Raw genomic sequence first — 21,341 nt, forward strand, 5'->3', positions numbered from 1 at the left:
GACGCAGACGCGGACGCGGACGTGCTCTCCGGCCCGTCCGTACCCGCCGACCCGCCCGTGCTCTCCGGAGTCCCCCCGGGCGACGGCGTACCGCCCGCCGTCCCCGGCCTCGCGGGCTCGTCCGACCAGCCCAGATACGCGCCGCAGTTGCCGCAGAAGTCGTCGGCGGGGTCGTTGGCCGCCCCGCACGAGGGACACGCTCGCATGCGTCAGCTCCCTTCCTCGGCGGGCGGGCCGGTGACGACCTCCACCCGGAACGCGACATGCACCGGGCACATGGCCCGGACGATCTCGTGGACCCGGTCCGCGTCCACCCGTCCGGCCCGCGCCCCTTCGGGGACGACCCGGACGAGCAGCTCGGCGTCGGGCGCCGGCGGCAGGTCGGAGCCCGCCGTGTCCGACCAGACCGCCCCGCCGTCGCCGACGATCTCGGCGCGCACGTCCAGGGCGAGGTGCAGGGCCTCGGCGAGGCCCCGTTTCGTACCGCGCCACCGGTGCAGTTCCACCGCGCGCGCGACCGTCTCCCGGCGCAGCTCCAGGGGCCGGCGCGGATCGTCGGCGGCGCCCACCCAGGACGCCAGCCACACCAGGAAGTCCGGCGGCGCAAGGCGGGGGTCGAGGTAGGCGGGCAGGTTGTCGAGGGTGGAGAAGACCGGGGCGAGGACCGTGTCGAGACCGGCGGTGAGGCGCTGCGCGAGGCCGTCCTCGGCGTAGAGCGCGGGCAGTTGCTCCCCGATGGGGTGCCTGCTGGGCAGCCCGGGTATCGCGGCGCGGCTCATCGTCCCTCCGGTCCGGCGGCGGACACGACCACCTGGTGCTGGTAGGAGAAGACCAGGGCGCCGGGGCCGACGTCGATGCGGTCCGCCGGGGCGCCGCGCCGGCCGGTGACCGGGTCGGCCGGGAACAGGCGGATCTCCTCGACCAGCGCGTCGCCCGTGGCGCGTTGCAGGACGCCGAAGACCTCGCCGTACTGGACGGGCCGTCCGAACGGCCACCCGGTGCCGTCCGGGCCGCCGGTCAGCGGGTTGAGGTGGCGGAACAGGGCGTCCAGGGCCGCCGTGCGGACCGCGTCGACGTCGCCGGGGGCGGCGGCGAGGCGAGCGACCACGGTGACGCCCTGGTAGACCGGCGGCTCCACCACGAGGCGGGTGCCGATCAGGCGCCGTTCGTCGAGGCTCGCGGTGATCGCCGAGAGCACCTGCTCGCCGGGGATCAACTGCTCGAAGCGGAGCCGGTGGTCGCCCTCGTCGGCGACGGCGTCCGGCACCACCAGGACCCGTACCGCGCCCGGCGCGTCCGCGGCCGGCAGGCAGCGCACCCGGCGCACCGAGGGCGCGGCCTGGCGGCTGATGATCTCGTAGTCCTCGGCGGTCACCGCGCGGTCCTGCATGCGCAGCGCCTCCGGCGCGCGCAGCCGGGCGTCGCGCACGCTCTCCCCCGCGACGCCGCCGCGCGCCGCCTCCCGGTTGGTGACCCGGGCGACGTACGGGACGGAGCTGAGCAGGACGGAGATCGCGCCGCGGGCGACGTTGCCGGCGGGGCCGCCGCCGGTGCGGTAGCGGGCGACCCGGATCCGCGCGCCCTTGGGCGGTACGGCGCCGCACTGCCGCAGGGTGCCGTCCGGTTCGCGCAGCGCCGGGGGGAAGGCGAACTCGCCGGTGGTGGCGTCCACCCGGACGTGCCGGTCGGCGGGGAGGGAGCGGCCGAAGTGCTCGACCACCTCCCAGCGCTGCCAGCCCTCCTCGGAGGACACCTCCACCACGGGCGGCCCGGCGTCGAGCAGGACCGGCGGCCGGGCGAGCCGGAAGGTCTGTCCCGCGACCCCCTCCGAGACGCCGAGCGGCACGTCGGTGACCGTCTCGGCGTGCTCGGCCGCCATGGTGCCGCCGACGGTGAAGACCTCCGCCTCGCGGATCGTCGGGGACTCCGAGTAGAACGGCTGGCCCGGTTCCGCCTCGGTGACCCGGCAGCGCAGCCAGCCGGCCCGGGTCCCGCCGATCACGGACGCCAGGTGTCCGGCGGGCACGTGGACGACGACCTCGCCGGGCCGGTTGAGGCCGCCGGTGGTGTCGTCGCCGGTCTCGCAGACCTGCCAGCCGCCGCCGTTCCACGCCTCCCACACGAGCGGGGGCTGGCGCGGGTCGACGCCGACGCCCTCGACGCGGCTGTCGAGGCGTACGGCGACGATGCAGCGCGGCACCGCCGTGGGCAGCCCGAACAGCAGCGCGTCGCCGGGTTCCGGCGTGGCCTGGAAGCAGGGGACGTCGAGTCCCTCGGCGAGCATGCCGGTCCTGTCGTGCTGCTCGCCGGTCCGGGACGCGGTCACCAGGCGCGTCAGCTCGCTCGGCAGGACGCGCAGTTCGCCGGTGGTGGCGAACACCACGGCGTCGTCGGCCTCGCCGCCCGCGGTGGTCACCTCGGTGCCGGGCGGCAGCGTGACGGCGTCGGCCTGCGGGGCGGACAGCCAGAAGTCGACGTCGGCGGCGGCCGCGGTCGGCGGGAACAGCCGGATGCCGAGGAGGTCGAGGAAGGCGTGGTAGTTCTTGTCCGGGACCCGGTTGAGCCGGTACAGCAACTGGTCGACCAGGTAGGCGAACGTCTCGATCAGGGTGACGCCCGGGTCGGAGACGTTGTGGTCGGTCCACTCCGGGGCGCGCTGCTGCACGTACCGCTTCGCCTCGTCGACGAGCTGCTGGAACCGGCGGTCGTCCAGGTTCGGGGAGGGCAGGGCCATCAGTCGGCAGCCGTTTCCTCGGCCCCCTCCTCGGAGGGGATCGTGTAGAAGGGGAAGACCAGGTTGCGCCGGTCGTTGGTGGAACGCAGGGTGTAGTGCACGTCGATGTAGAGGGTGCCGTCCTCGACCGCGTCGAAGGCGACGACCACGTCGTCCACGGTGATCCGCGGCTCCCACCGCTCCAGCGCCTCCCGCACCTGCTGCGCGACGCGGCCGGCGGTGGCGCCGTCGCCGGGGGCGAAGACGTAGTCGTGGATGCCGCAGCCGAACTCGGGGCGCATGGGGCGCTCGCCGGGCGCGGTGCCGAGCACCAGGCGGATCGCCTCCTCGATCTCCCGCTCCCGTTCGACGAGGGCGATGCCCCCGGTCGGTCCGACGCGCAGGGGGAACCCCCAGCCCCGGCCGATGAACCGCTCGCTCATCGCCCGCCTCCCGTCCGCGTGTTCATCACACGCCCCCGATCAGCACGTTGAACGCCCCGGTGAGGATCGTCGCGCCGCACGCCGTCCTGTCGCGGGCGCGCGCGGCCGGGAGTCCGCCGATGAGGACCTGCCCGGAGACGAGCCCGGCCGGGTTGGGCAGGATCACGTTGGCGGGCCCGAGGGCGGCGTGCGGCGGCACCACGCACGTGTGCAGGCTGCCGGTGACGGCGGCGGGACGGCCGCCGATGAGGACGGTCGCCACCGTCCTCGCGGCGGCGGGCGGCGGGGTGGCGACGACCCCGCCGTGGTCGGTGGGGTCGCCGGTACGGGCCGCGGCGGGCATGCGGAGCTCCTTTCACGAGCTTTCCGGTGGGGGTCAGTTGATCCGGACGAGTCTGGCTTTGAGGGTGGCGAGCAGGCCGCCGTCGACGGTGACGCCCGAGGCGCCGCTGACGTCCACCGTGCGGCCGCCGATCTTCACCCCGACCCGGCCGTTGATGTCCACGTTGCGGCCCGACACGCTCACGTTCCCGCGCCCCGCGTCCACGGTGATGCCCCGCTTGTCCATGACGAAGGAGCTGAGCACCTGCCGGTTCTTCCCCGCGTACACCGTCATCTCGATCCGGTCCCGCCGGTCGTCGAGGAAGACTTCGAGGCGCTCGTCGGCGGACATCAGCCGCACTCCGGAGCGGCCCGGCGCCCGCGCGTCGAGCAGCTCCACGCGGTGGCCCGAACGGGACACGAGGGAGCGGCGGTTGACCTTTCCGGTGGTCTTGTCGATCAGGGGCACGTCGTGCGGCGAGGGCTTGTCCACGCCGTTGTAGAGCCCGCCGATGACGTACGGGCTGTCGAGGAGGCCCTGTTCGAAGCCGACCAGGACCTCGTCGTTGACCTCGGGGCTCACCACGCCGCCGCCCCCCTTGCCGCCCCACTGGACCGTGCGCACCCAGTCGGTGACGTAGGTGTCGTCCAGCCAGGGGAACCGCAGCCGCACCGAGCCGCTCTCGGCGCCGCCCGTCTCGCGCACGTCCGTCACCACGCCGATCGCCAGGCCCGGCATGCGCGGCCCGCGGGACGGCGCGTTGGCGCCGGTGACCAGACCGGTCAGGGAGCGGTCGGGGCTGGCGCTCACCCACACCGTCGTGCGGTAGCCGCCGTGCGGTTCGAGGACGTGCTGCACCGCCGTCGCCGTGTACTTGCCGGAGAACGCCCCGCCGACGTTGCCGAGCGCCACGGGCTTGCCCGCGCGCAGCGTCGGATTGCCCTCGACCAGCGCCTCCAGCTCGCCGAACCCGGCGCTGACCTGTCCGGCGACCGCGTCCGCGACCGCCTTCGTCTCGGCCTGGGTGCGGTACGGGGTGTCGGTGACGGTCAGCTTCGACGTACCGAACCGGGCGGCGAACGCGGGGCTCAGCCCCGGCACGACGGTGTCGCTGTCGACCGAGGGCTTCCGGGCCACCAGGGGCCGCTTGGTGGTGACGTCCCAGCCGCGCACCTCCACCTGCTGCGCCCCGTCCGCCGCCGACAGGGAGGCCCGCAGCGCGAGGAGGTTGCGCCCGTACTCCAGGACCAGCGGGTCGCGGGCGGCCGAGGTGGACGGCGAGGGCGCCCCGGACGCCTTCTTCGGCCTGGTGAACTGGAGCAGCCCCTTGTCGTCGACGCGCACCTGCGCGCCGCTCTCGGCGGCCAGGAACTGGAGGAAGTCCCAGTCGGAGACGTTCGCCTGGGAGAGCTGCTTGTAGGTGACGGGCGCGGCCTCGACGGTGCCGCAGGCCAGACCCGCGCCGGCGGCCACCTTGCGGACGATCGCCGCCGCCGTCATGTTCCGGTAGGCCACCACCTTCCGGCCGCGCTGGAGCCGGTGCGCCTTGGAGTAGGCGCGCACCACGGTGAACGAACCGGTGCGGTCCCGGTCCGCCTCCAGGGCCGTGACCTCGCCGTCGAAGAGCCGCTCGCGGGCCTGCCCGGTCACGGTGACCACGGAGACCCGGAGCGGGGTGCCGATGGTGATGCCGGTCTTGCGCAGGAACTCGTGGTCGGGGTCGCGGAAGGTGAGCACGGCCGCGTCCGGCAGCCCCACGTTCTCGTCGATCACGCAGCTCACCAACTGGGCCGCCCAGACCGGGGGCAGTTCGCCGGGCGTCTCCACGATCGGGTCCGCCGCGAACGACCGGCCGTCGCGCGCGCCGCCCGTCATCGCTCCTCCCCCGCGCCCGCGTCGCTCAGCGCCGGCACGACCAGTTCGGTGCCGGGCACGAGCGCCATCGGGTCGTCGATGTCGTTGGCCTCCGCGATGACCCGCCAGGCCGTCGCGTCGCCGTACTCCCGCCAGGCCAGCAGGGCGAGGCTGTCGCCGGCCACGAGGACGTGCGTGCTGCGTCCGGTGCGCGCGCCGGACGTCGGGTTCTGCCCGGCGGGGCCGACGCTCGCCTCCTCGATGGAGAGCCGGCAGGTGGCCCGCAGCGGCTTGCCGTCCACGTCGAACAGCGTGTACGACACGGACAGGTTGGAGAGCACGCCGTCGAACGACGTGGTGCGCGCGCTGCCCCACTCGAACCGCACCCAGGGGCTGGCGGGCTTCTTGCGGCCCAGGCTGGCCTTGGTCGGGACGCAGGCCTTCATCAGCTTCTCCACGGCCTGCTCCACGGAGTTGTCGTGGGTGGCGGTGGCGTCCAGGAACACTTCGAGGCTCAGCTCGCGCGGGCCGCTGCCGACGAACTCGGGCAGGGAGGACTCCTCCGCCATCCGGGACGGGGAGCGCCGCCACTCGGTGGTCTTGCGCAGCTCCAGAGTGGAGGGGTTGAACTGGAGGTCGAGGCGTGCCAGCGTCCCGCCGGGCTTGGCGCCGACGGAGGCCGGGGGCTCCTTCAGCGTGAGCTGGGCCCTGGCCCGGCTGGCTCGGGACGCTGGGGACATGACGGGGGTTCCTTTCCGGGGAACTGGCGGGTGGTGTGGAGGGGGCGGGGGCGCGTCAGGAGGGCCGGAGTCCCTCGTGGGCGATCTCCAGGGTCTCCACCGCCGCCTGCGAGCTGCTGGGGTCGAAGGAGGGGCCCTGCCAGCGCACCGGGACGATCCCGAACACCTGCCAACTGATGATCCGGCTCAGGTCCGGTCTGAGGGCCACGATCTCGCCGTCCTTGGGCTCCACGCGCTTCAGCGTCTCGTCGAGCCAGCGGGCGATCTTCGCCGTGTCGGCGGTGACCGGCCGGGTCAGCGTGATGTTCGACCAGGTCACCCGGCCGGGCAACTGCCAGGTGAAGCCGTTGTTGCCGCCCTCCGCGTAGCTCTCCATCTCGACCTCGGCGCCCATGCCGGAGCAGGTGTGGAAGGCGCCCAGGTCGTTGCCGCCGATCGCGAGCCGGAAGAACACGCTGCTCGCGAAGATGTTGTCCGTCATCGGTCCGTCATCCGTTCCGCGCCGTGCGTTCAGCGGCGTCCGTCGTAGGGGCGACCCGTGCGCTCCCGGCCGCGCCGCAGTTCGGTGCGGAGCAGGCGGGCCATCGGGTCGAGCAGCCGCCGCGCGAGGTCGTCCAGGTCGAGGCCGGGGTCCTGCGCCGGTCCGGCGCTCCGGCCGGTGTTCCGCCCGGCGCTCCCTCCGGTGCCGGCCGACGCCGGGGACGGCGTCTGCTTCCCGCGCGCGGGGACCTCTTTGACCGGTGCGGCGGGGGTCGCGGACGGGCCTTTGCCCGTGTCCGGTACGGCGCGCTGGATCTGGGGCGCGGCGCCGGACGCCGGCCGGACGCCCGGTGCCGCGGCCCGGGGCCGCACCACGGGAACGGCCGCGCCGGGCGCGGGAGACACCGGCGCCGGTGGGCCGCCCGCCACGGGGGGCGCCTGCGGGGGCGCGACCGGAAGGGGCCGGGCCGGTGAACCCGTCGTCGCGGCGGACGTACCACCGCCCGGCGGTACGGGCCTGACGACCGGGACCCGCCGTACGGCGGTCGGTGCGCCGGTCCCCGCTTCCCCGTCGCCGCGCGGCGGTCCGTACGCCGTGGCGGCCCGCTGGACGGACGGCGGCGGTACGGCGGATCCGGACGCGCCGGAGCGGCCGGACGCGCTGGGTGCCGGTGCGCCCCGGGGCGGTGGGGCGGGCGCCGAGGCGGTCGGCTGTACGGGGTGCGGTGCGGCTCGCCGTACGGGTTCCGACGCGGCTCGTTGTACGGGGGCCGGCGCGGTTCGCCGTACGGGTTCCGGCGCGGCTCCGCCGCCCGGGGGCGACGTGCGGGCGGGCCGGTCGGAGGCGCCGCCCGGAGCGTCCTGCGCCGTGCTCCAGCGCGCCGCCACCACGGGGGGACCACTCGCGGGGCGGGACGCGGCGGACGGGGCGAGGCCCTCCGGGGTCCGGGTGCTGAGGGTGAGGGGGCGGCCGGGGAGCAGTGCGAGGGTACGGCGGGCCACCGGCACGGACGCGGTCCCGGGACGCCGGGCACGCGCGGTGGAGGCCCGGGAGCCCTCGCCGGACGCGGCCGTCGCGGGGCGGGCGCCGGAGCCGGAGGAGACCCCGGGCGCGGGGGCGGCGGAGCGCGGGCCCGACGTGGGCGCGGACGTGGGCGCGGCGGAGGTCCGGACGGGTTCCGGCGGTCCGGTGGTCGCCTTCGGTGCGGGGGTTCCGGCCGGTCCGGTTGTTCCCCGCCGGTCGCCGGCGGAGGCCGCGCCCGGGGCACTCGCACCCGGTCCGGACACCGCGCGGGCCACGACGACCGGGGCGGGACCGGCGGGGCCCGCGAGCCGTCGGTCGTCGACGGGGCCGGGACCGGTGGGAGCCGTGTCGGGCCGTACGACATCACGACCGGCGGGGGCCTGCGGCGCGGGGTGTGCGGTCCCGGACGGCGTCACCGGAGGCAGGGCGGGGCCCGGAGCGCGGGCGGCGGGGGCACCGTCCGAGGAGCGGTCCGCGGAGCCGTCGCCCCGGGGCGCGGGGCGGTCCGTGATCCGGCGCTGGACGTCGGTGGTCCCCAGCAGGGGGGCGTGGGGCGCGGCGGTCTCCGGACCGGGTGCGGGACGTCCCCCGGCGGGCGAGGAGGGGGCCGGGGCGCGCTGGACGGCGGGTCCGGGAGCCGGACGGCCGGGCCGGACGCCGGGCGCCGGGGAACCGGCGGGCGGTCCCGCGCTGGGCGGCATCGCGGACAGGGGCGCGCCCAGGCCGCCGCGCGCCCGCGCTCCGGAACGGCGGGGGGACACCGGGTCCGCGCTCGGAGCGGGAACGCCGGTCGCGCTCCGGGGAGCGTCCTCGGCCTGCCGCTGGACGAAGGGGAGCCCCGGACCGGCGGGAACGTTCCCGGCCGACGGGACAGCCGACGAGGGGAGTTCGGCCAGCGGAGGACCCAGGACCGTTCGGGTGGCGGCGCGCTGGACGGCGGGGCCCGGAGCGGTCCGGCCGGGGCCCTCGGCCCCGGCGGTGGAGGAACGGGACGGTGCCACGGCCTCGGGGGCGTCGGCGACCACCGCCGCACCGTCCCGGCGGGGGGCCGCCGGTGCGGCGGGCCGGAGCGCGGGCACCTGGCGTGCGTCCCCCGGCACGCGGCGGGCGACCGTCAGGCGGGGCCCGACCGGACGGGGCCGGACGACGGGACGGGAGGAGGGTTCCGGGCGCTCGCCGCCCGGTGCCCCGCTCGCCACGGCACCCTTCTCCGCCGTGTCCTTCCGGGGCGCGCTCTTCTCCGTCACGGTCCTCCCCGCCGTACCCGTCGCGGATCCGCGCACGGACGTGTCCCGCGCACCGGGGGCCACGGGGACCACCGCGACCCGCCGGACGAGCGGGATCGGCGCCGCGACCGGCGACCGGCCGGCGTCGGAGGGGGCGACGGCCCGTTGGACGGCGGGCGCCGGCGCGGAGAGCACCGCCGGGGACGTCGCGGTGGAGAGGTCACGGCTCGGCGGGCGGCCGTCCGGGCTCCGCCGCTCCGGGGAGTCGGCGGTGCCGTTCGCGCCACCGGGCGACGGGCGGACCACCGGGGCGGACGGCCGGACGGTCGAGGTCTTCGAGGCTCCAGGGGCCTTCGGGGTCCCGGGGCTCTTCGAAGCCTTCGGTGTCTCCGGGACCTTCGAGGCATCCGGGGTCTCCGGGGTCTCCGGGGTCTTCGAGGCCTTCGGGGCTTTCGGTGTCCTGGGGGCCTCGGAGCCCTTCGGAGCCGCCTTGGGGGTCTTCGGAGCCTTCGAGGTCCCGGACTTCCCGGAGGCCGACGGAAGCCGCGTCTCCGGGCCCGGGGCGTCCGCCTCCGCCCCGGCTCCCCCCGCGCGCACCGCCCGCAGCAGCAGCGGCCCCCCACCGGAGTCGGTGGCGTGGGGCGCGGCCGGGCGGGTCATCCCGTGGACCAGGCCGGTGGGTGCCGTGGGCAGCAGGGCGTGGCCCATGCCGCCGTCGAAGGACGGGTTCTGCCAGGCGGCGAGGCCCGCGCGGAAGGCGAGGCCGTCGCTCACGCCCAGGGGTGCGCGGGAGAGGGTGAGGGGCTGCGGTGCGGCGCGGCGCCAGCCGCCGTCCCAGTCACCGGGCACGGCGGAACCGCCGGACGTGCCCGGCCCGGCGGAATCACCGGATCCGCCCGGCACGGCGGACCCACCGGACGCACCCGGACCCGCGGACCCGCCGGACGCGTCCGGTCCCGCGCCCGGCCGGCCGGCCGTCCCGGCGCGGCGGCGCAGCCTGTCCCGCCATGCCATGTGCTCAACCGCCTTCGTTCATGCGGGTGTTGATACGGGCGATCTCGGCCACCCACTGCTGCCGTTCGCCGTGGGTGAGGTCGAGGATCTCCTCGCGCTGCCAGTGGAAGTGGTAGGCGATGTACGCGATCTCCTCCCGGAGGCGGGGAAGGGCGTACGTCACGATTCCCCCAGGCGCCCACCCGAGAGGTCGACCTCGAAGCCGCCCTCGCAGTGCGGGCAGGTCACCGCCGCGCGGGTGTGCCCCTCGCTGTTGACGCGGCGGTAGAAGTCCTGGAGGAACGCCACGTCGGTGGCGTACATCCGCTCGACGATCCCGGCGTGCACGTCGGTGATGTTGCCGAGCCGGGTGATCACCTGGCTCAGCAGGACCACGCTCAGGTAGGCCGGGTTCTCCTTGACCCGCAGGTCGATCTGGGGCCGCAGCTCGTCGCGGGCGGTGGCGAGGCGCATGGAGCCGTGCCGGTGCACGGTCCCCGCCTCGTCCACGTAGCCGCGCGGCAGCTCGAACTCGAACTCCGTGCGCAGCCCGCCGCCCTCCCGGTGCTGCGGGGGCGGCGGGGCGGGAACGGGGGCCTGGGGCGCGGCCTGCTGCTCCGGCGCCTGGGCGGGCGACGTGAGCTGGAGGATCTCCTCCAGGTTGCCCGCCGTCACGGTGCGGCGCCTCATTCGACGACGATCTCCTCGAACACGATCGTGACGGACTCGGTGGCCGGGGAGGACTCGCCCGCCTTCAGCGACGGGCCCTCCCACTTGGACGCCCAGCCCTGCATGAGCTGGATGCGGCGGACCGTGTTGCCCTCGGTGTCCTTGATCTCGATCGTCAGGTTCTGCCGAGCGGAGTTCACGGCCCCGTTGTTCAGGGTCTCCTTGATCCACTTGGTGAACTCGCTGCTCTGGTCGAGCCCCCGGGTGATCGTGATCTCGCCGGCCTGCCGGGCGCCCGGCTGCTTGCGGATGATCTGCTTGCCCTCGGCGGTGACCTGCTTGACCTCTACGACGTCCTCCTCGACGGTGAAGCCGCTGATCTCCTGGATGGACTCCACGAGGTATCCGCCGAGCTGCACGCCGAAGACGTGGGTGGAAAGAGCATCGCCCGTTGCCATGACTGTCTGTCAACCTTTCCTTGCGTATCCGACCGGGACCCGCGGGTCACTCGTCGATGAGGCTGGTGGTGTCGGAGAACTGGGCCAGCCGGAAGACCACGAACTCGGCGGGCTTGACCGGCGAGACGCCGATCTCGCAGACCACGCGGCCCTGGTCGATGGACTCCTGCGGGTTGTTCTCGCGGTCGCACTTCACGTAGAACGCCTCGTCGGCGGTCCGGCCGAACAGCGCGCCCCGGCGCCACTCCTCGGTGAGGAACGCGGTGACGTTGCGCCGGATGCTGGACCACAGCCGGTCGTCGTTGGGCTCGAACACGACCCACTGCGTGCCCAGGAGGATCGACTCCTCCAGGTAGTTGAAGAGCCGGCGCACGTTCAGGTAGCGCCAGGCCGGGTCGGAGGAGAGCGTGCGGGCGCCCCAGATCCGGATGCCGCGACCGGGGAAGGCGCGGACGCAGTTCACGCCGATCGGGTTGAGCAGGTCCTGCTCGCCCTTGCTGAGGCGGATGTCCAGGTCGACCGCGCCGCGGATCACCTCGTTGGCGGGCGCCTTGTGCACCCCGCGCTCGGCGTCGCTGCGCGCCCACACGCCGGCGATGTGGCCGCTCGGCGGGACGGTCGTGTTGCGTCCGAGGGCCGGGTCGAAGACCCGCACCCAGGGGTAGTAGAGGGTGGCGTACCGGGAGTCGTACCCGGCCTCGTCCATGCGCCAGGCGCGCACCTGCTGGGCGTTGAACCCGGGCGGGGTGTCGAGGACGGCGACGCGGTCGCCCATCTGCTCGCAGTGCGAGATGACGGCGAGCTGCACGGTGCGCACGCCCTCGGCGTCGATGTCGCCGCGCTGGTAGGCGCCCATCAGGTCGGGCACCGCGACCATGGTGATCTCGTCGATGGTCTCCAGGCCGCCGAAGCCGGTGCGGGCCGCCGCGTCGCCGACGTACTCGGCGGGGTCGATGCGGGCCGCGTCGGCGGAGGCCGGGACGGCGGGGGCTCCGGGCGCGTCGGGGACCGCGACGGTCTGGGAGGCGGGCCGGGTCTGGGGGACGCCGCGCTGCTCGGTGACCTCGATCAGCTCGGAGGAGCGGGCCTGGGTGGCCAGGTAGCCCTTGACGTTCTTGCGGGCGGAGGCCTCGTACGTCTCGCCGATCTGGTCGCCCCGGCGGACGAGGAGCCGGAAGCGGTCCTCCGGCGGGTTCTCGCCCTCGGCGTCGGCGACCTCGACCGACACCCCGGTCACGCCCGGCCTGGCCGCGATCAGGAAGCCGCCGAGCTCCACCGGCCGTACGGCCGGGGTCTCCCGGTCGCGCCGGTCGGCGTCGGCGGACCGGGCGCCGGTCTCGGCCGTTCCGCCGATGCGCACGACGTACGCGGCGCCGCCGCCGTTGGAGAAGTAGCCGTAGAGCGCGTGGGCGAGGTACGTGCCCTCGGTGAAGCCGCCGAACGTCTGCGTGTACTGGTCCCAGCCGGTGACCAGGGTCGGGGTGTGGAACGGGCCCTTCTCGGCGAAGCCGACGAACGCGGCGACGGCCGTGCCGACCCCTTCGATCGGCCTGGCGCCGGACTGCACCTCCTCCACGTACACGCCCGGGGTGAGGTACGTCGGCATGCTCGCTCCTTAGCGTCCTTGCGGTCCTGCGGTCACCTGTGTCCAGGCCTTCTGTGTCCGGGCCCCGCTGCGACCTGTGTCCAGGCCGAGTCTGCTCGGCCCGCCGCCGGACCGGCAGGGACCTGCGGACCTGCCCGGGGGCAACGCTTCTGCCTTTACGGACGGTCCGGACCGACCGCCCGGACGTCACCCGGGACTGCCCCCGCGCTGCCCGTTCGTCCCTGGACGCGCCGCCGGCGCCGCCGGTGCACTGGAGAGTCGCAGGACGGGCGCCGACGAGGAGGCAGCAGGTGCGGACTTCCAGGCCGCGCGCCGAAGGGACCGGGGACCGGCAGCCGGCGCGCGACCGGTCCGGGGCCCGGCGGGAGGCGTCCGGGACCGGTGCCGCCGTCCCGCCCCCGCTCACGGCCGGCGCGCTCCGTGCGGCCCAGGGAAGCGCGGGCAACGCCGCGGTGGCCGGCATGATCGCCCGCAGGGTGGCGCCCGCGCCCGCCCCGGAGCGGGAGGACACCGGGGTGCGGGAGGTGCTGGGTTCGGCGGGCAAGCCGATGGCCGGTCCGGTGCGCACGGAGATGGAGTCCCGGTTCGGCACGGACTTCTCCGGCGTACGGCTGCACACGGGTGCCGCGGCGGCCCGCTCGGCGCGGGCCATCGGGGCGCGCGCCTACACCTCGGGCAGCCACGTCGTCCTCGGCGAGGGCGGCCGGGACAAGCACACCCTGGCCCACGAGCTGACCCACGTCGTCCAGCAGCGCCGGGGCCCCGTGTCCGGCACCGACCGCGGCGACGGGCTGCGGATCAGCGACCCCGGCGACCGCTTCGAGCGGGAGGCGGAGAGCAACGCCCGGCGGGTGCTCTCCGGGCCGGTGCCGGTGGCCCGCGCCGTCGAGGACCACGGCCCCGGGCACCACGGGCACGACACGCACGGCGGTCACCACGCGGGCGACGGACACGACCACGGACACGGTGAAGTGCACCGCTCGGCCGACCCGGACGCCGTGCAGCGCCTGGTGGGCTTCGAGGTGGAGCTGAGCGTGCCGAGCTTCGGGCAGCACGCCCCGGCGGGTCTGAACACGGTCGGCGGCCGGACGCCCGGGACGGACCTCGGCGGGTTCTTCCACGGCGGGTTCCCCTACGCGGCCACCGTGATGAGCGAGGAGAACCTGACGATCCTCACCGACCACAACTCGCTCGCCCGCCGGGTCCGGGTGCTGCACGCGGTGCTCTCCGAGCTGACCGGCGACGGCGGGCAGCCGGTGGCGTCCGGGCAGCTCGCCTCGTCGATGAGCAACCTGGAGTACGTCACGGCGCCGTTCGACGAGATGGCACCGGGATCCGACGCGGCGGTCAAGAAGGTCGCCGACCGGATCGACGCGCACGTGGAGGCGATCTTCGGGCAGGACCCGAAGAACAACGCCTTCGCCGTGCCGGGTTCGCCCGTCGCCGCGACCGGCACCCCGCTGGCGGCCCTGCGCGACTGGCTGGGCCCGGAGCTGTTCGGCAACGCCAAGGTCCAGGCGGCGATCAGGGCCTTCCAGAACGACATCAAGGCCGAGATGTACGTCCAGGCCACCCTCGGCGTGCTGCCGTCCGGGCTGCCGTCGCTCTACAACTTCCAGGCCGACGTCGACCACGAGTCGCGCCGGGCCCCCGGCAAGGAGCACATCGCCGACGGCTGGCGGGACGCGGCCGCCGCGATCAACCGCGCGGTGCCGCGCCTGCGTTCCGACGTCGTGCCGAAGCTCCTGCCCGGCCTGGAGAGCGGTGACCAGGCGGCCCTGACCGGCACCCTGGCCCTCGGACTGTCGTACGCCGTCGGCTCGGCCATGATCGAGGCGGGGGTGCGCGGGCCCACGGCCTCCACCAAGAACGCCGTGCCGTTCCTGCTGAAGCTGGCCAATCTGGGCGGCCTGCGCGGGACGGCCACCACCGACGCGCTGCGCGAGAAGGTCGTCGGGCAGGACGTCCTGCGGCAGCTCGCGGCCTGGCTCCACAGCGAGATCCCGGAGACCGGCGTCGCGCACTGGCAGCAGCACCTGTCGAGGTATCCGGCGAACACCCCCAACCCGGCCGGACCGGCGTACGGCCACGGCGCCACCGGGGTGGGGAACACCGCGCAGATGCTGGACAGCCTCCTCAACGGCACGGAGGACTTCCCGGTGATCGCGCCCGGCAAGGCCCTGCCGAAGTCCGACGAGCCCAACGACCTGATCGTGCCGCACATCGGCGGCCAGAAGGGCGCCCCGGTCGAGATGCGCTGGCTGACCACGCGGGCCACCAGTCCCGGTCAGCTCTGGAGCATGTTCAAGACGATCATGGACGAGGCGCGCAAGGCCAACCTGGCGACGGTCCCCTCGAAGGAGAGCCGGGGGATCTGGGCGGCGGCCACCGACATGGCGGCGACGCCCGCCGCGGGCGGCCGGGGCGCGCACCAGGCCGAGATGATGGATCTGTAGGTCGCCGCGGGGGCCCGGTCCGGCGGACCGGGCCCCGTTCGAGCCCTCGGCCGGGCCCCGCTCAGGCCCCCGCGGCCTGCGCCAGGTACGGCCCGAACTCGCCCGCGAGGACCAGCCGTCCGAGCTTGCGGTACTCCTGCGCGACCGCGGTGACCACCTGCCCCATGCTGAGCGGCTCGCCGGACTCGGCGGCGAGGTAGGCCGCGGTGACCGCGCAGGCCCGGATCGAACCGCCGGCCAGTTCGAAGCGGTCGGCGCAGAAGGCGAGGTCCAGGTCGTCGCCCCGGGGCAGCCGGGTGCCCAGGCACCGGTCCCACAGCGCCAGGCGCTGCTCCGCGTTCGGTACGGGGAAGTCGGCCACCACGTCCAGGCGGCGGGTGAACGCCTCGTCGAGGTTGGCCCGCAGGTTGGTGGTGAGCACCGCGATCCCGTCGAACGACTCCATGCGCTGGAGCAGGTACGCCGACTCGATGTTGGCGTGCCGGTCGTGGGCGTCCTTGACCTCGGAGCGCTTGCCGAAGATGGCGTCGGCCTCGTCGAAGAGGAGGACGGCGTTGACCGCCGACGCCCCGGTGAAGATCCGCTCCAGGTTCTTCTCGGTCTCCCCGATGTACTTGTCGACGACCGTGGACAGGTCCACCACGTACAGGTCCATGCCCAGGTCGGCGGCGACGACCTCGGCCGACATGGTCTTGCCGGTGCCGGACTCGCCCGCGAACAGCGCGACGACCCCGCGGCCCCGGCCGCCGCCGGGCCGCATGCCCCACTGCCCGAGCACCCGCTCGCGGTGGCGTGCGCGCAGGGCGAGTTCGCGCAGCCGCCGGTGGGTGGTCGGCGGCAGCACCAGGTCGTCCCAGCCGACGCCCGGCTCCACCCGGCGGGCGAGCCGGTCGAGTCCCGCGCCGTTCTGCGCCCGTACGGCGGCCCGCAGGTCGTCGGGCTCCACCGCCCGGCCGTCCAGGGCGGCCGTCCGCACGGCCGCGTCGGCGGCCCGGCGGAGCTGACCGGAGTCGAGGCGGTGCGCGGCGACGGCCCGGGCGAGTTCCCCGGTGTCGCCGATCGCGGGGCCCCCGTCGCCGGCGGCCCGGTCGAGGGCGTGGCGCCAGCGGGCGGCCTGGCGCTCGGGGGTGGGCGCCCCGACGTCCAGGACGACGGGGGTGTCGGCCGCCCAGGCCGGGTCCCAGCCGGCGGTGCCGTGGGTGAGGAGCGGGAGGCCGCGCAGCGCGGCGCACAGCGACGCGAGGACGCGGGCCCGTTCGGCGGGTTCGCCGGGCAGGTCGGTCAGCGGGCCGAGGACCACGCCGGAGCCGGTCAGCCGGGCCTCGCGGGCGAGCACCCGGGCGAGCGCGGGCACGTCGGCCGGGCGCCGGGCGAGTGCCGCCGCGTCCGGGGCCAGCGCGCCGAGCCCGGCCGCCGCGAGGGCGGCCGCGGCCAGGCCCTCGGCGTCGCCGCCGCGGCCGCGCAGGTGGACGAGCCCGACGCCGGTCGTGGCCGCCGAGGCGGCGCGGCGGACGTCCGCCGGGTCGGCGGTCGGGTCCTCGCGGACCTCGTCGAGCACCCCGGCGAGCCGGGCGTCGGGCCGGTCGTCGCCCAGGAGGTGGGCGGTGATCCGGTCGGGCACGGTCAGGACGCGGGACAGCGGCGGCCGTTCGGGTTCGGTGACCTCCACCAGGCCGTGGTCGACCAGCGGCGCGCCGGGGGCGAGCCGGAACCGGGCGGGCGAGGCGCCGCCGAGTCCGCACAGTTCCAGGGCGAGCCCGAGCGTGGGCCGGCGGCGCGTCAGGTCGTCGTTGAGGTAGCCGTAGAGCCGCTCGAACCGGGCGTCCAGGTCCGGCGCGACGGCGACGAGGAGCAGGTCGAGATCGAGCGGGGTCAATCCGAACCGCCGTACCAGGCCGTCGAGGAGGGACCCGGCGGGAGGCCGCCAGGGCTCCGGCCCCGGCCCGGCCTCCGCCCCCGGCTCCGGCTCCCGCGCCGGTCCCGGCTCGGGCTCCGGTCCCGATCCCGGCTCCCGCTCCCGCTCCCGCTCCGGCCCCGACTCCCACCCCGTCCCCGGTCCCGGCTCCAGCCACGCCCCCGGCAGGTCGAGGCCGCCCGGTTCGTCCAGGATCCGCGCGGCGGCCTCCGGGGTGAGGTACTGGCCCCGGTAGGGGTCGTCGGGGTCGGGGTCGAGGGCGCGGCGCGCCGCCACGGCCTCCCGCACGCGCGCCTCGACGGCGCCGAGCCGCGTCCACAGGGCGTCCGGCTCGCGGTGCCGTCCCGTGCCGGGACCACCGTCGGTCAGGGGTTCCACGGTGTACGTCACGGCTGGCGGTCCCCCCTGCGGCGGCGCCGGGCCGGGGCGGGCGGGCGCTCGCGGGGTCCGGTGAAGCCGTCGCGGCCGGGGTCGGTGACCTCGGTGTAGCGCAGCCTGCGGCCCGGGTCCCCCTCCTCGGCCGCGCCGTCGCGGGCGGCGGCCGAGCGCACGACGAGCCCTTCGGTGACGGGCGGCGCGGTGGCCCTGTCCACCCCGGCGAGCGGGGCCCGGACCCGCAGCCCGAGGGAGGCCTTCATCTCCCCGCCGAGGGCCGACCACACGTCGGCCGCCGCCGGCGCGTCCATGCCGGCCCCGGCGGTCTCCAGGCCGACGGTCAGGCCGAGTTCGGCCAGCGAGCCGGTGAGCAGCGGCGCGGGGAGCGCGTCCTGGGCGACGAGGGCGGCGAGCACCTGGGACAGCAGCCGGTGCTCGTCCTGCGGGCGGTTGGCCCACGCCGTCACCAGGTAGGTGAGCTGGAACCAGCGCGGCGGGGAGCGGCGCGCGACGAGGTGGCCGTCCCCGTCGTAGACCTCGCCCGTTCCCGAGCCGCGCCGCAGGGCGTCCTCGCGGATGTCGTACAGGAACACGCAGACGGTGGGGGCGCTGCGGCGCGCCGCCCAGTCCCGGGTGGGGGCGTCGAAGACGACCTCGATCCCCGAAGCCTCCAGGCCGCTCGCGGAGAGCAGCCGTCCGAGGCCCTCGTCGACCTCGTGGATCACCGGCGGGTCACCCCGTCCGGCGGCTGCACGGTGCCGCTGACGACCAGGAAGTCGGTCTTCACCGGGGAGAATCCGGGTCCGGCGGCCGTGATGGTGCGCGGCCCGGTCTGGTCCTTGGCGAGGATGAGGAGCTGTCCGATGAAGGTGCCGTCGGCCTGGGGGAAGGTCGGCGAGGCGGCGGCGGTGATCCCCGGGTTCCAGGTGAACCGCACCGGGACGCCCGGCGGGAAGTCCAGGCCGCGCACGGAGGTGACGAATCCGGGCTTGCCGATCGGGGGGACCGCGACGATGCGCGGCTGGAGGACGCGCAGCCGTGCCCGGGCGGTGTTGTCGCTCCGGTCGGCGTCCGTCCCGGTGGTGGTGAGCACGGCGGTGACCCGGCCGGTCATCGCCTTCCGCGGGCTGAGCACGACCCGTACGACGGTGCTCGTGCCCGGCGTGAGGTCGGGCAGCGCGCACACCCGGTTCCGGTCGCAGCCCGCCGGGAGCCCGCCGTCGGGCACCCCCGCGGGCAGCCCGACCGCCAGCCGCAGCCCGGTGGCCAGGGCGTTGCGTCCGTTGCGGACGGTGTACGTGACGACGACGCGCCCGCCGACGTAGCCCGGTTCGGGCTGGACGGTGATCCGCACGCCGGGTCCGGCCTTCGGCGCGGGGGGCTGCGGAGGCACGGTCGGGACGGGGGTCGTGGTGGGGACCGGAGGAAGCGTGGGCGTCGGGGTGGGGGACGGCGTCGGAGTGGGAGTGGGAGTGGGGGTCGGGGTCGGCGTAGGAGTGGGGGTCGGCGTCGGGGTGGGGGTCGGGGGCGCCTCGCGTACGGGGATCACGGTCCGGCCCGCGTTGTCGCCGGGCTGGGGGTCGAGGACCGTACCGGTGACCGACCAGTCGAGGGGCGCGTCGCCGACGGTGACGCCGGTGAGCGTGACGTCCACGGGGACGGTGGTGCCGGGTTCGACGACTCCGAGGTCGCACTGGAGGGAGGCGGCGTCGCAGGCGCCGCCGGGCGGGGTGATCCCGGTGATCCGCACGCCGGCGGGCGGGGCGACGGTCAGCCGGGTGCCGGGCGAGGCGGCGGGACCGTTGTTGACCACGTCGACGGTGACCGTGGCGGAGCCGCCGACGGTGACCTCCGGCGTGGTGCCGGGCGCGCGGAGGGCGAGGTCCACGGACTGCTGGACGGTGGGTTCCTTCTGGCGGCCCGCGAGTCCGGCGGTGAGCGGGGTGACGGCGCCGGAGCCGGCGTCCAGGACGTTCAGCTTCTCGGGGCTGTTGACCGCGGCCCCGGCCCGGGAGCTGAACACCAGGCGCTTGCCGTCGGCGGTCCAGGCGGCGTCGCGCGGCTGGTGCGGTCCGGTGACCGTGGTGTCGGGCAGGTCCCGGCCGCAGGCGCCGGCCTGGTCGCGGGCGGCGGCGGGCAGCAGGACCCGGCAGGTGTCGCCGGAGACGGACGTGAGGAGGAGGCCGTTCCGCTCGTCGATCCGGCCGCCGCCGTTCTTGCGGTTGAAGGCGAGGGTGCGTCCGTCGGGCGAGAAGGCCGGGCTGTCGTCGATGACCGCGCAGGCTCCGGGGCAGTTCGCGGCGCTCAGGTCGCGCTGCCGGGTCAGGTCGGTGACGGACGCGGTCCACACGTGCTTGTTGCCGCCGCCCCCGTCGATCACCGCGTTCCGGGTGAAGGCCAGGGTGGTGCCGTCGGAGGACCAGGTCGGCTGGGCGTCCTGCCCCCGGAGCTGACCGGCCGGGGGCACGACCTCGCCGGTGATGCGGCCGGTGGCGACCTCCGCGACGAGGATGCGGCTGTCCCCGGCGGCCTCGCCGACCCCGCCGGGCGAGGTGCGGGTGAAGGCGAGGCGCGTGCCGTCCGGGGAGAACGTCGGGTCGGTGTCCCAGTCCCGCTCGCCCCGCCCGGCGAGCGGCATCGGTGCCTCGTTCGTGCCGTCGGCGTCGGCCGTCCAGATCCGCTCGATCCGCGCGGCGTCGGGGCCCTCGAAGCGGGTGAGGACGATGCGGCGCCCGTCGGGGGTGTAGTTCTGCCGCTCGGTCCACGGGTCGTACGGGGCGGCGGGCCGGAAGAGCGGGTCCTTGGCGGGGTCGGTGTTCGTGTCGGCCGCCGGGTCCTCGCGGAGGATCTTGCGGACCAGGTCGCGCGGGTCGGAGCCGTCCGCGCGGATGTCCTGGAGGGTCACCGTGTGCGAGGTCGCCCCCGAGGAGCGTTCCACGACCGCGTGGCCGCCGTCGGCGGTGCCGAGCCAGGTGGGCGAGAGGACGTCGCGGTCCTCGTTGAGCACCAGGGAGGGCTCCTGGTCGGAGTGGACGACCGACCGGAAGACGTGGTCGTAGTCGCCCTCGCAGGTGCAGGTGGTCTCGGGGCTGAGGAAGACCAGGTTGTCCCCGTCGGGCAGCCATGCCGCCCCGTGGCCGCGCCAGTTCGCGTAGGCGCCGGCGAACAGCGGTTCGTCGGTGGTCCCGTCGGTGATCCGCAGCCGCCGGACGGTCCGCCCGTCCTCGGTCGTGGTGGAGGTGTAGACGATCCACCGGCGGTTGACGTCGTCGTCGACGGGGTTCCAGGCGGGCTCGGAGGCGGTGCCGTTCGCGGGGCCGGTGAGCCGGGTGGCGGCGCCGCCCGCGAGGTCCCGGACGTAGACCTGCCGCCCGGCGAGGGGGTCGGCGTCGCTGCTGTAGGCGATCCGGCTCCCGTCGGGGGAGACCGTCGGGTCCTCCTCGCTGGCGGCGGGCGTGTCCGTCAGCCGGGTCAGGCCGGTGCCGTCGGTGCGCACCAGCCACAGGTCGCGCAGGGGGCCGCCGACCGGCTCGGCCGCGTCGAAGAGCACCGATCCGCCGTCCGGGGTGAGCCGGGGGTGGGCCGCGTCCATGCCGCCGGTGAGCCGCAGGACCGAGCCGTCGGCGTTCCGCAGGTAGATCTGCGGGTGCTTCTCGTCGCGGCGGCTGGCGAAGACCAGCCGGTCGCCGAGGGCGGACGGATCGGTGTCGTAGTGGGCGGGGCCGGGCCCGAACAGCGGGGTGCTGGACTCGGCGGACTCGGGCTCGCCGAGGCTGCGGTGGCCGGTGCCGGCGTAGGCGATGCGGGTGGTGTCCGCGGCGGCCGCCACGACCGGGCCGGTCCCGGTGCCGTCCGGCCCGGCCGCGCCCGTCGCCCCGAGCAGGGGGACGAGGAGCAGGAGCGACGAGGCGAGTCTCCCCAGGCGGTGCCGTCCGCCGGGGCCAGCGGTTTCCATCACGGTGCCCTTCGCAGTCCGGTGCGGCACCGGGAGGTGCCCCCGCCACCCTGCACCGGCGGGGCGCACGGGGGCAGGGCCCCGGGACCGTACCCGGGGGAAGCGTGGGGTG

16 protein-coding genes are annotated in these 21,341 nt (G+C 75.9%); 1 reads left to right on the forward strand and 15 read right to left on the reverse strand.

Annotated elements, in window-relative coordinates; genetic code table 11:
* Positions 1-209: 209 nt before the first annotated feature.
* The 12 genes from ACFYNX_RS29265 to ACFYNX_RS29320 form a co-directional block, all read right to left on the reverse strand.
* Positions 210-779: a phage tail protein gene (locus ACFYNX_RS29265; RefSeq protein WP_388665631.1), complete on the reverse strand. Its 570-nt coding sequence runs from the start codon at positions 777-779 to the stop codon at positions 210-212.
* Complete coding sequence (locus tag ACFYNX_RS29270; RefSeq protein WP_388665633.1) at positions 776-2,734, reverse strand: putative baseplate assembly protein; 1,959 nt, start codon at positions 2,732-2,734, stop codon at positions 776-778. Before ACFYNX_RS29270 ends, ACFYNX_RS29265 begins: the two co-directional genes overlap by 4 nt.
* A complete protein-coding gene (locus tag ACFYNX_RS29275; protein ID WP_365541735.1) occupies positions 2,734-3,156 on the reverse strand; it encodes a GPW/gp25 family protein in 423 nt (140 codons plus the stop codon). The genes ACFYNX_RS29270 and ACFYNX_RS29275 overlap by 1 nt, the downstream gene beginning before the upstream one ends.
* A 25-nt stretch (positions 3,157-3,181) precedes the next feature.
* Positions 3,182-3,499, reverse strand: coding sequence for a PAAR domain-containing protein (locus ACFYNX_RS29280; protein ID WP_125667705.1), 318 nt, complete (start codon positions 3,497-3,499; stop codon positions 3,182-3,184).
* A 33-nt stretch (positions 3,500-3,532) separates the two neighbouring features.
* Positions 3,533-5,353 carry a VgrG-related protein gene (locus ACFYNX_RS29285; protein ID WP_388665635.1) on the reverse strand — a complete coding sequence of 607 codons (1,821 nt, stop codon included), beginning with the start codon at positions 5,351-5,353 and terminating at the stop codon, positions 3,533-3,535.
* Positions 5,350-6,072, reverse strand: a complete 723-nt coding sequence (locus ACFYNX_RS29290) for a LysM peptidoglycan-binding domain-containing protein (RefSeq protein ID WP_125667707.1) — start codon at positions 6,070-6,072, stop codon at positions 5,350-5,352. Before ACFYNX_RS29290 ends, ACFYNX_RS29285 begins: the two co-directional genes overlap by 4 nt.
* Before the next feature lie 55 nt (positions 6,073-6,127).
* The gene (locus ACFYNX_RS29295; RefSeq protein ID WP_121833617.1) at positions 6,128-6,553 is read right to left on the reverse strand and encodes a phage tail protein; all 426 of its coding nucleotides are present in this window, start codon (positions 6,551-6,553) and stop codon (positions 6,128-6,130) included.
* 29 nt (positions 6,554-6,582) lie between these two features.
* Positions 6,583-9,651 (reverse strand): hypothetical protein, encoded by a 3,069-nt coding sequence (locus ACFYNX_RS29300; protein ID WP_388665638.1) that lies wholly within the window; start codon positions 9,649-9,651, stop codon positions 6,583-6,585.
* A 169-nt stretch (positions 9,652-9,820) separates the two neighbouring features.
* Positions 9,821-9,979 (reverse strand): DUF6760 family protein, encoded by a 159-nt coding sequence (locus ACFYNX_RS29305; protein WP_163014002.1) that lies wholly within the window; start codon positions 9,977-9,979, stop codon positions 9,821-9,823.
* Positions 9,976-10,485, reverse strand: a complete 510-nt coding sequence (locus ACFYNX_RS29310) for a hypothetical protein (RefSeq protein WP_388665640.1) — start codon at positions 10,483-10,485, stop codon at positions 9,976-9,978. The genes ACFYNX_RS29305 and ACFYNX_RS29310 overlap by 4 nt, the downstream gene beginning before the upstream one ends.
* Positions 10,482-10,922 (reverse strand): phage tail protein, encoded by a 441-nt coding sequence (locus ACFYNX_RS29315; RefSeq protein WP_121833625.1) that lies wholly within the window; start codon positions 10,920-10,922, stop codon positions 10,482-10,484. Before ACFYNX_RS29315 ends, ACFYNX_RS29310 begins: the two co-directional genes overlap by 4 nt.
* A 46-nt stretch (positions 10,923-10,968) precedes the next feature.
* The gene (locus ACFYNX_RS29320) at positions 10,969-12,528 is read right to left on the reverse strand and encodes a phage tail sheath family protein (RefSeq protein WP_388665641.1); all 1,560 of its coding nucleotides are present in this window, start codon (positions 12,526-12,528) and stop codon (positions 10,969-10,971) included.
* 290 nt (positions 12,529-12,818) lie between these two features.
* Here ACFYNX_RS29320 and ACFYNX_RS29325 point away from each other — a divergent pair, with 290 nt between their 5' ends.
* The gene (locus tag ACFYNX_RS29325) at positions 12,819-14,984 is read left to right on the forward strand and encodes a DUF4157 domain-containing protein (RefSeq protein WP_388665642.1); all 2,166 of its coding nucleotides are present in this window, start codon (positions 12,819-12,821) and stop codon (positions 14,982-14,984) included.
* Positions 14,985-15,045: 61 nt separating this feature from the next.
* Here ACFYNX_RS29325 and ACFYNX_RS29330 read toward each other — a convergent pair whose 3' ends face one another.
* The 3 genes from ACFYNX_RS29330 to ACFYNX_RS29340 are packed head-to-tail and all read right to left on the reverse strand — an operon-like array spanning position 15,046 to position 21,229.
* Positions 15,046-17,277: an AAA family ATPase gene (locus tag ACFYNX_RS29330; protein ID WP_388665846.1), complete on the reverse strand. Its 2,232-nt coding sequence runs from the start codon at positions 17,275-17,277 to the stop codon at positions 15,046-15,048.
* An 8-nt stretch (positions 17,278-17,285) separates the two neighbouring features.
* A complete protein-coding gene (locus ACFYNX_RS29335; protein WP_125667323.1) occupies positions 17,286-17,999 on the reverse strand; it encodes a DUF4255 domain-containing protein in 714 nt (237 codons plus the stop codon).
* Complete coding sequence (locus ACFYNX_RS29340; protein ID WP_388665645.1) at positions 17,996-21,229, reverse strand: hypothetical protein; 3,234 nt, start codon at positions 21,227-21,229, stop codon at positions 17,996-17,998. Before ACFYNX_RS29340 ends, ACFYNX_RS29335 begins: the two co-directional genes overlap by 4 nt.
* Positions 21,230-21,341: the final 112 nt, after the last annotated feature.

Origin of the sequence: Streptomyces sp. NPDC007872, from assembly GCF_042868165.1 — a bacterium.
Lineage (GTDB): Bacteria > Actinomycetota > Actinomycetes > Streptomycetales > Streptomycetaceae > Streptomyces.

Bases quoted from the DNA above. Each gene is read 5' to 3' on its own strand.
- ACFYNX_RS29320 (WP_388665641.1), bottom strand. From the start codon at position 12,528: ATGCCGACGTACCTCACCCCGGGCGTGTACGTGGAGGAGGTGCAGTCC.
- ACFYNX_RS29270 (WP_388665633.1), bottom strand. From the start codon at position 2,734: ATGGCCCTGCCCTCCCCGAACCTGGACGACCGCCGGTTCCAGCAGCTC.
- ACFYNX_RS29340 (WP_388665645.1), bottom strand. From the start codon at position 21,229: ATGGAAACCGCTGGCCCCGGCGGACGGCACCGCCTGGGGAGACTCGCC.
- ACFYNX_RS29310 (WP_388665640.1), bottom strand. From the start codon at position 10,485: ATGAGGCGCCGCACCGTGACGGCGGGCAACCTGGAGGAGATCCTCCAG.
- ACFYNX_RS29280 (WP_125667705.1), bottom strand. From the start codon at position 3,499: ATGCCCGCCGCGGCCCGTACCGGCGACCCCACCGACCACGGCGGGGTC.
- ACFYNX_RS29285 (WP_388665635.1), bottom strand. From the start codon at position 5,353: ATGACGGGCGGCGCGCGCGACGGCCGGTCGTTCGCGGCGGACCCGATC.
- ACFYNX_RS29290 (WP_125667707.1), bottom strand. From the start codon at position 6,072: ATGTCCCCAGCGTCCCGAGCCAGCCGGGCCAGGGCCCAGCTCACGCTG.
- ACFYNX_RS29295 (WP_121833617.1), bottom strand. From the start codon at position 6,553: ATGACGGACAACATCTTCGCGAGCAGCGTGTTCTTCCGGCTCGCGATC.
- ACFYNX_RS29275 (WP_365541735.1), bottom strand. From the start codon at position 3,156: ATGAGCGAGCGGTTCATCGGCCGGGGCTGGGGGTTCCCCCTGCGCGTC.
- ACFYNX_RS29315 (WP_121833625.1), bottom strand. From the start codon at position 10,922: ATGGCAACGGGCGATGCTCTTTCCACCCACGTCTTCGGCGTGCAGCTC.
- ACFYNX_RS29265 (WP_388665631.1), bottom strand. From the start codon at position 779: ATGAGCCGCGCCGCGATACCCGGGCTGCCCAGCAGGCACCCCATCGGG.